General features: G+C 44.0%; 3 protein-coding genes and 1 pseudogene. 2 read left to right on the forward strand and 2 right to left on the reverse strand.

Features of this window, described 5'->3' with window-relative positions; genetic code table 11:
- Window positions 1-735: 735 nt before the first annotated feature.
- Window positions 736-6,450 (forward strand): DUF4011 domain-containing anti-phage protein Hhe, encoded by a 5,715-nt coding sequence (gene hhe / locus TW84_RS21525; protein WP_045977667.1) that lies wholly within the window; start codon window positions 736-738, stop codon window positions 6,448-6,450.
- Between the two features lie 393 nt (window positions 6,451-6,843).
- Here the strand turns inward: hhe and TW84_RS21530 are convergent, their stop codons facing one another.
- Both TW84_RS21530 and TW84_RS21535 read right to left on the reverse strand, forming a co-directional pair.
- On the reverse strand, window positions 6,844-8,250 hold the full coding sequence (locus TW84_RS21530; protein WP_045977668.1) for a HipA domain-containing protein: 1,407 nt from the start codon (window positions 8,248-8,250) through the stop codon (window positions 6,844-6,846).
- Window positions 8,243-8,578 carry a helix-turn-helix domain-containing protein gene (locus TW84_RS21535; RefSeq protein WP_045977669.1) on the reverse strand — a complete coding sequence of 112 codons (336 nt, stop codon included), beginning with the start codon at window positions 8,576-8,578 and terminating at the stop codon, window positions 8,243-8,245. The genes TW84_RS21530 and TW84_RS21535 overlap by 8 nt, the downstream gene beginning before the upstream one ends.
- Window positions 8,579-8,774: 196 nt before the next feature.
- Here TW84_RS21535 and TW84_RS25280 point away from each other — a divergent pair.
- A pseudogene (locus TW84_RS25280) lies at window positions 8,775-8,978 on the forward strand (type I restriction endonuclease subunit R, EcoR124 family); the annotation flags it as partial.
- Window positions 8,979-9,277: the final 299 nt, after the last annotated feature.

Below are 9,277 nucleotides of genomic sequence, written 5' to 3' on the forward strand. Positions count from 1 at the left end.
CCGTTTCGTGCTCCCTCAACAGCTTATGGTGCCTGTCCCTAAATCACTTCTAAATCACTTTATGTTGCTAGGCTTGACCAAACCAAGAAGTCATATCACGTAAACAACATCTGGGACTATAGTTAATAGTGGCCTGCCGCATAGGCAGTTAAGAATCAAAACCATCAAATTTAGGCTTGATGGTTTTTCTTTTTAGTTTGCTGGCGAGATATGTGGTTTAAAAATCTCCACTCCTACTTACAAGTCAATCACGCAGGATGGACTCATTTCTGCCCCATTCCTGCTTAGAGTTGTTACTCTTCACTAAACTAAAACGATTATATTGACCAACATTTTCTAATGTTGGAAGCTCATACAAAGCCAGTTTCGTTGAAGTGTCAATATGCCTAGAAATTACAAAATCACATACCCAAACGGGAAAACAATATCAGTAAAGATCTCATGAACAGTATCAACTACTGGAGAAGTGCTAAAAGTGAAGTTATCGCTTAGGACTCTGGCTTTGTAGAAAGAATGAATATGACTATTCACCGCGAAATCATCTTCTTTTCTGACAGCACTGACGAAGTCAACAAAAGGAAGATGATGATCGCAATGCGTTTACGGTTATCATCGAAGATAATGGTAAAACAGAACTTTTGATTAATAAGAGCAACTAGTATCGTGGTTATTGCATTTAGTGCCTTGCTTGAGAAATTAAATTTGTCGGTTAAACAGTTACATCAGTGATGAATCATGTCCAACGAATATAACAAGTACTTAATAGATCAACTGGAAGAGTTGGTCGAAAAACATAAATACAATGACGTGATACTCAAGAAAATTGATGCCGCTTTAGCTTCCCGTCGAGTTAGAAAACGCAATACGGATCTGCGAGTTCGTATTAAAGCCATTCGGACTGCAGCTAAAAACAATGTTCATCAAGCGTCTAAGAGCCCAGAAAATCAATCTACAAAGAGTGAACCGATGAGAAATACCAACGCGCCCATTGTCTATCCCGACAACTTTCTTGTTTCTGCTTTTGAAGGGATGCGGCAGAGGCTACTAGATACATCTGGTGGTCGTTCTCGGTTGTTGAATTTGGACCAGAACGGGCGGTCATTTGTTCGTATTGTCGACGAGCTACCTGACCAGTTGATGAAATTGTTGATGTCTGAAAAGGCCATGCATGTTGCGCCAGTTCCAGAGCCGACATCAACACAACTTGTCGAGCATGGTTTTCTTCGATGGGACGATGAACATGAAAAGTTCATTGAGCTTAAAAAGCAGCCTGATGCTAAGCAGTGGGCGGGTATTCTGGGTATTCACAACAGCTTTGAATTGCCCCGCGATTCTGAATATGTTGACGATAACAGGCACACAGATCTGGAGATCCAATCGCTGCTTTTTGAGGCAGAGCTGACCCGCTGTCTGAAAAAACTCGCGACAGATGCCAGAACCGCTATAGATGAAACCGGAAACAACATTCTTTTCTTGTGTTTGGGTTTTCTGGAGTGGGTTGAGCAAGATGAAGGCGGTAGAAAGCGTTTGGCCCCGCTATACATGCTGCCAGTCAATATTACAAAGCACTTTCAAAATGGCCTAGCGGTATACCGCCTGCGGTACACCGGTGAGGATGTTATTCCAAACCTTGTGCTTCGTGAAAAACTTCAGCAAGAGTTTGGCCTCACTCTTCCTGAAATTACCGAACCAGACAGCGAAGACAAGCTACTTACACCTGAACAGTATTTTCAAGAAGTTAGCGCGCTGCTTGCCAGAAAGAGTAACGATAAAACGGTTCGACTTTGGCAGGTTCGTCGCTTTGGCACCCTAGCGACTCTTAGCTTGGGTAAGCTTCTGATGTACAAAGACCTCGATCCAAGAAAATGGCCGGAAGGTGAGGGCAATATTCTTCAGCATGAGGTCTTTCGTCGCTTTTTCCAAGATGAAGCTAGACAAGTTGATTTCCGTGATGAAGCGAAAAGCTATGTACTCGATGAAATAGAGAACGTTCACCAAAACTTCCCCATGATTGAAGATGCGGACAGCTCTCAAATGAGCGCACTTATCGATGTGATGAAAGGCAAGAATCTCGTCATTGAGGGACCGCCCGGCACCGGTAAATCCCAAACAATTACTAATATTCTAGCAGCTGCCATGGCTCAGGGGAAAAGTGTCCTTTTCGTGGCAGAGAAGCAAGCTGCGTTGGAAGTGGTTAAGCGCCGTATGGATAAAGCGGGTCTTGGCGATTTTTGTCTTGATTTGCACAGCGATGGGGCGAAAAAACGCCTTGTGTTGGATGACTTTAACCAGCGTATTGCGAATTCTCCTAGCTTCAAATATTCGACAGCTGAATATGAACGCCAAGTAGAGAGTTATGAACGCGCTCGCGAGAAGTTGCAGAGCTATGTCCAAATGATTAATGCGGAGTGGAAGCACACCAGATTGACCATTCACGAGATACTGATGGCGGCGACTCGCTACAGTAGCGAATGCTCCAACCTGCAATTTCAAGATGTTGTCCCTGATGATCTTACCGGCGACACGTTCAACCGTGCCATCCTAGATGAAAAAATCGAACAGTTAACGCAATTTTATGACTACCTAAAGCGTGTTAGCCAGCAGCTTGATGATAGCGACAATTGGGGCTCTCACCCTTGGTATGGTGCCACGAACAAAGCACTGTCTGGAGTAGAGCCAGAAGACGTGGTTCGACAGCTCCAGAAATGGAATTCCAGCCTCATAAACTGGCTGAATAAATTCATAGACCAGTGCAATTCATTCGATCTCAACCCTGATTATCACTTGATGAAAGCTGAGGGATTTGTCAGCTCTTGGGCTGACATTCCAGCTCCTAAAGGAAATGAGCTTTTCACTGCAATAGAACAAATTACGCCTGAGTCGTTTGAAGAGCTCGATAGCTATTTGGCTCTCTATCAATCTATCGCGGAAGACTATTACCACCTAAGAAAACACTTCGTAAAAGATGTCATTGAAAACCTAGACCGCGTTGAAGATATCGAACTGGCAATGCGTGGGCTGGCTGAGCTGGGCGTGGATAGAACGCTTGGATTTAGTGAGCTGGCGAGAACCTTAAGCTCTTTACAGGTTGCTATCGACACGTGTGCGAAAATTGACTTAGCCCGAAGCGAAATGGCTCCTCATTTACCCCAGGCTGTGCAACAACTATTGGGATGCAGCAGGCAAGGCTTGAATGAGTTGGATACGTTTGTTCGTCTGTCGTGTGAACTGCCACCAGCCAATCTCTCTTTGAGAAACGAACTTTGGGATAGCGAAGAGTTAGCCTATGAATTGGGAAGCTTGGAGCAACGAGTACAAGCGCTGAGTGATGAAAAGCGAACACTGAGTGAGAGCTTGGATACAGAAGCATTACCCTCTATTGAGTTGTTAAAACGCTATGCAGAAGCCTATAGAAGCAAAGGGCTGTTTTCGTGGCTTTCTCCGACGTGGCGAGAAGCGAAAAAAGCGGTTTCAGGGTTTAAAAAGTCTGGAAGTAATTCAAGCCAATATATTGCAGTCCTGTTAGAAAGAGCCGCTACTTGGTCAGAGGAAAGTAATACGTTTCTCAACGACACTAAATTCCGCTCGTTGCTTCAGGAGCATTTCCAAGGCGCAGAAACCGACATAGAGAAGATTCGCTCTATGGTGGAGTGGTATCAGAAAGTTCGAGCGGAATATGGTATCGGTTTTGGGCGTAGAGTAACGCTTGCTCAGGCTTTGTTCTCGCTTCCTTCAGAATTTATCCGGGGAATAAACACACTAAACAGCGATGGTCTTCGACAGCAAATCGACTCGTTTAGCCAAGCTCTGAGAAGGCTTGCATTGGTTTACCCTAAAATGACTGTGTTTGCTGCGGAAGACATCGATTTTTCGTCTGACAGCAAGCCGCTCGAAAATGCGAAAATTGAAATTGAGAAAAAGCTATTTTCATGCCAGCGATTTCTTGTCGATGCCAATATATCCCAAGAGTTACTTTGGGACGGAATCACCTCGGCCAAACTACTCGACTCTCGAGTTAAGTCATTCCTAAATCAGGGGCTGGATAAAAAGTATTTCGGCAACGCTGCACTTCTATCGGTGCCAGTCTCTGGTCATGTCTCTCCTGAACTTTCTCGTATCACCGCAACGATGGATTTCGTTGAAGAGCTATATGGGCGCTGTTCTTCGCGAGACATTATTTCTCTCGTAAAGCAATGCTCAAACATTGAATCCATCGATGAGCTAAGGCAAATAGGCTCTGTGCTTGAAGATCTCATGCGACGTGCTCAATACGATGAGTCGGAGTTTTTCGAACAGGTGGGAGGAAATCGCGATCAGTGGTTTGAATACAGTGGATTCGAACTAGAGCACGTCATCGAACGCAATGAAAAAGCAATCAACAGTGTGGATTGGTTGGATGGTTGGATCAAGTATCTGTTTGCTAAAGCTCGTATGGAGAAAGGTGGATACTCTCGGCTAAATGAATACTTGAGCCAGAGTAGCTGCTCGCTTGAACAGGCTCAAAATGCTCTTAAGTTCGCGACTTATCAGATGCTAGCTCGAGAAATATACAAAGAGCGTCCTGAACTGACACAAATGTCCGGCCATGAGCAGGCCGCAATTCAGCAACAGTTTGCCAAATATGATGAAGAGCTAAAAATTCTGCAGAGAAAACGAGTCGCAGCTTTAGCTAGCGAAAGACACATTCCTAGCGGAACAAGAGGGGCTAAGGTTGCAAGCTACACAGAAGATGCTCTGCTAGATCATGAAATTAAGAAAAAGACCCGTCATATTTCTATACGCAATCTGGTGACTCGTGCAGGCTCAACTCTTGTGGGATACAAGCCCTGCTTCATGATGAGCCCGATGGCCGTTGCCAAGTATATTCCGCCGGGCAGTATTACTTTCGACATCGTAGTGATGGATGAGGCTTCGCAGGTGAAGCCTCAGGATGCGCTCAGCTGTTTTGCCCGTGGTAAACAAATTGTAGTGGTGGGTGACTCCAAGCAGCTGCCACCTACGTCATTCTTTGAAAAAACAGTGTTGAATGATGCGGAAGATCATCAAGAGGACGTTGGCGTAATTGATGATGCAGAGAGCATTCTTGATGCAGTGAGTGATCATTTCCAGAAGAGACAACTTAAATGGCATTACCGTTCGCGACATGAAAGCCTGATAGCTTTCTCTAACCACCGTTTCTACGACAGCAGCTTGGTTGTATTCCCATCCCCTTGGGGACAATCGGATGAATTTGGTATCAAATTCAATCACGTCCAAGAAGGACAGTTTTTGAATAGTGTTAACCACGGCGAATCTCATGCCGTTGTCGCTGCGATTAGGGAGCACCTGCTTTCAAAATCATCAGAGAGCCTTGGTGTAGTCGCAATGAACTCCAAACAACGCGATTACATTGAAGCGGATTTAGAGAGCCTGATTGGCAAAGATAGGTTTTTACGCGAGGAGTATGAATTAAATCAACGCAGTGACGACCCTCTATTCATCAAAAACCTGGAAAACGTTCAGGGTGACGAGCGCGATGTGATTTTTATATCGTTCACCTACGGGCCTCAGGAGAAAGGTGCGGCAAATATTCCTCAACGCTTTGGTCCAATAAACAGTGCAAGTGGTTGGCGACGACTGAATGTTCTGTTTACTCGTGCTAAGAAACGTATCCAAATCTACAGCTCAATGACAGCTGATCAAATTGTTTTAAATGAAAGCAGCAGCTTGGGTGTTACTTCGCTGAAGGGGTACCTAAAGTATGCTCAGCATGGTCAGCTGATTGGGCATGATGGCGTTCAACAGAAAGAGCCTGATAGTGACTTTGAAATTTCGGTCATGGACGCCTTGACCAGAAAGGGCTTCGAATGTGTTCCGCAAGTTGGAGTTTCAGGGTTCTTCATCGATATCGCTGTGCGAGACCCTGGCATGCCAGGTAGATACCTAATGGGGATTGAATGTGATGGGGCTACGTATCACAGCAGCAAATCCACGCGTGACAGAGACCGTGTAAGACAAGGTGTTCTTGAAGGGCTCGGCTGGAATATTCGTCGGATATGGTCAACAGATTGGTTTAAACATCCTACAGCTGAGTTGAAACCGATCATTGAAGAGCTCAAAAGGCTTTCTACACCTATTCAGCAGCAAACCAGCACGGAATCGATTTCTGAAGTTAAAGAGAAGACAACGGAGGAGCTTAGTCACAAAGCAGCGAAAACGCTAGAGGAGGCTCTAACTCGTTACAAACTGGTTATCGAGAAAAAGTATCCAAACTCTGAGCCCCATGAGAAGTTGCTGCGTCCAGATATGATTGAGCGCTTGATTATGGACAGGCCAATGACTCATGAGGAGTTTACGTTGAGAGTACCTGATTATCTCAGACAGAATACTTCCACTAAAGAGGCGGCGGACTATCTCGATGATGTCTTAGAGATTATTACTGACTACGAAAGCATTGAGTCTTTCTCTTGAACTAGTCCAGAGCAGTACTCGTGATTACGCACTTTGTCTATCAAGTTAATTCAAGTAGGAACGTTAGTAAGCTAAGGCGGATTTATCAAGGTAGGAAAGCCAGACATAGATTAGCTCAACAACTTGGGATTGGCATATGTGTCGGCTAAAGCTTTATCACCTCAACCATGCTCAATACATGAGCATGGTTAACTATCTTTCAGTTGGGAAGAACTTGGGTAAACGTCGAAATGATCTGAGCCATCAATAATGGACACAAAACTAAGCGACTTTCCGTACCTGAAGTTATTCATTTATTGCTAATTTAGTAAAGTCGCTAAGAAACTTCTGTCCAAAAATGATTCAGATGGCTAAGTAATGACAAATTGCTATAGATCGCCCCTGCATTGGCTCTTAAAGAAGCTTACTCATTTCTGGCACACTGTCGGCTTGCGCTAACAAGTAGTCACACTCTGTTTGGATTAGTGAGACACAGAGTTCTATGTGTTCACGCTCTCCGTCATCGATTCCTTGAGCTTCGGTAAGTCCAACCGTTTCTTTCAGGGCATTCTTTATGGCACCAATGGTTTCTGCAATTATGGAAGCCATTTTGGTGCCTGAATAGCCGAGCAGAGCACCGAATTCAGCTAAATCATAGCTGGTAATAGGGTGTTTGAAGTTACCTTGCGGCGGATTTTGAAAATCTTCACTTTCCCAATCTCCAATCGACATTGCAAAATATTTAGGGATACTGGCGGCACGCCCTTCATCAGCAGACAATTTACCGCTTTGTGAGTTGCGTTTTGCTCCCTCTTGAGCAATAGCTTCTATGTTGACTAAATCATAAAAAGGGGTCAGTTCAAGGCCTTTAGGGGTGACGAAGAAGCTAACATTTTTACCATGAGCATCGTAGTTTTGTGTTGCTAGATTAAACAGCATCCATTGGGTAAGCTTTAGGTTGGTGATTACTGTGTCTATGGTTTTGACGCTCAGTAGGCGTGGGAAAGAAACGCCATCACGCATATATACACCATCGCCTTCATCCCCATTCTGACGCTCGTATTTGTAACCTGGAGGTAAGTCAGTCGCCTGACAGCCATCAATCACATGTTTTCGTTGAACGACATCACGAGCCTCGATATAGGCACGATCGAACCGCTCTATGACAAGTGTCCTAGTCTTCCCAATACGGGTTAACTCAACATTAGCGACGTCCAAACCTGTTAGCTTAGCTAATGTCATGCAAAAGAACTCATTCACAGCAATACACGGTGCTTTACCGCTTTCAAACTTCAGAATGTAGTTCGAACTCAATTTTCCTTCACCAAATCCCCATTCATCACCGCGCTTAAGTAAGTTTAACTTGTTTTGCACACCGGCAACCGAAAGGCGAACCTTACCGTCCCAATACACTAATGGTGCTAAATTTCGCTCTAGTCGTTCAATTAGTTCATCATCAGAGACAGCTCTAAAGCGGGTTTCCTCAGGTTCTGAGTTTGGGACTCGAAAAGATAGCGCGCCAGATGTTTCCGCACCAAGCTTACGAATTAGCCCAAACGTATTGCTTTTGGGAATAGTGGTGTTTTGTATCATCTCCTCAAAGGCTTCTCCTTCAGGAAGTAGATTTCTGAGATAGTTCTCGATACTTCGTGGCGAAGGCTTATCATCAACAGGGATGTGTGGAGAAATCGGGAAACCCATGAGTTGCCATTCATCTTCATAGATGAATGAGAACTCTGTTTCTGTTCCGACAGGAAGAATTAAACGACCAATTTTGGTATTCGTACCGATAAACACGTCTAATTGTTGCAACTTACTCATACCAACCATCCTCATTGCTTATCACGTTGTTTTTGTCTTGGTAGGTTATTTGGTTGTGTGGACGAACAAGTAGGTTTAAGTCGATAAGGCGTAACGACAGCCCTAAAATATCCATGAGAACAAGTACATTGGCAAAGGTGACGCTAGTATCGCCTTTTTCAATCTTCATGATTGTCTTACGAGATAAATTGGCTTTTGAAGCGAGATCATCAATACGCCAGCCTCTATCGGTGCGCTTTGAGCGAATGGCGGCTCCCAGCGTTTCCATACTGAACTCGGTATTCAAATCAGGCATAGGTTGTGCCTTTACCATTTTACCTTTTTTCATAAGTGCCTTTTAATGTACTTTTGTTACTGTTGGGGTCGTCTTAATATAAAAGTTCATTATAAGTTACTTTTGAAGTGTCTATATAAGAAATTATTTAAAAGTGTAATTTAAGTAACTTATGTTTAGTTTGCTAGTTGCATGTTCGTTCCAATCAGTGGCAATCAAAATTTCACCAAAGCAATGTCTTACCCACGCTAAGAGCATGCAAGGCTTAGTGCAAGGTGCTGAGTTTGAACAGTACATCGAAGAGCAGAAGCAAAAAGAGCTAAGCCAGAGAGCAGAAGAAGAGAAGCTAGACCCTGATAAGTTCGGCGAAATGGTGACGAATATCGAGAACAGTATGAGCGTAGACAGCTTAAAGTCGGATGATATCGCCCACTTACCAATAAGGCAGCCAACTAGGCTGCCTTATTAGCAACTGTTGAAAGCTACCCCACCAACCCCACTAGAGAAGCTAAGGTCACTTGGTTTTGCGTGACTTCCTTGGCCTCAAATCAAGCCAATATAACTGCAAATTAACGGTACTAAGCGCATTTAATAAACCAAGCGAAAATAGCTTATGGTGCCTGTCCCTAAATCACTAGCGGGTTAATGAGAGTAGGGCTGATAAATAATGTTAAATCATAATAATAATGGTTGTGTAGTCTGAAATTGAATTGAACGATATTTATACAATTTAGCTCCATTTCTTATGTGAGC

The organism is Vibrio neptunius, from assembly GCF_000967495.1.
GTDB lineage: Bacteria > Pseudomonadota > Gammaproteobacteria > Enterobacterales > Vibrionaceae > Vibrio > Vibrio neptunius.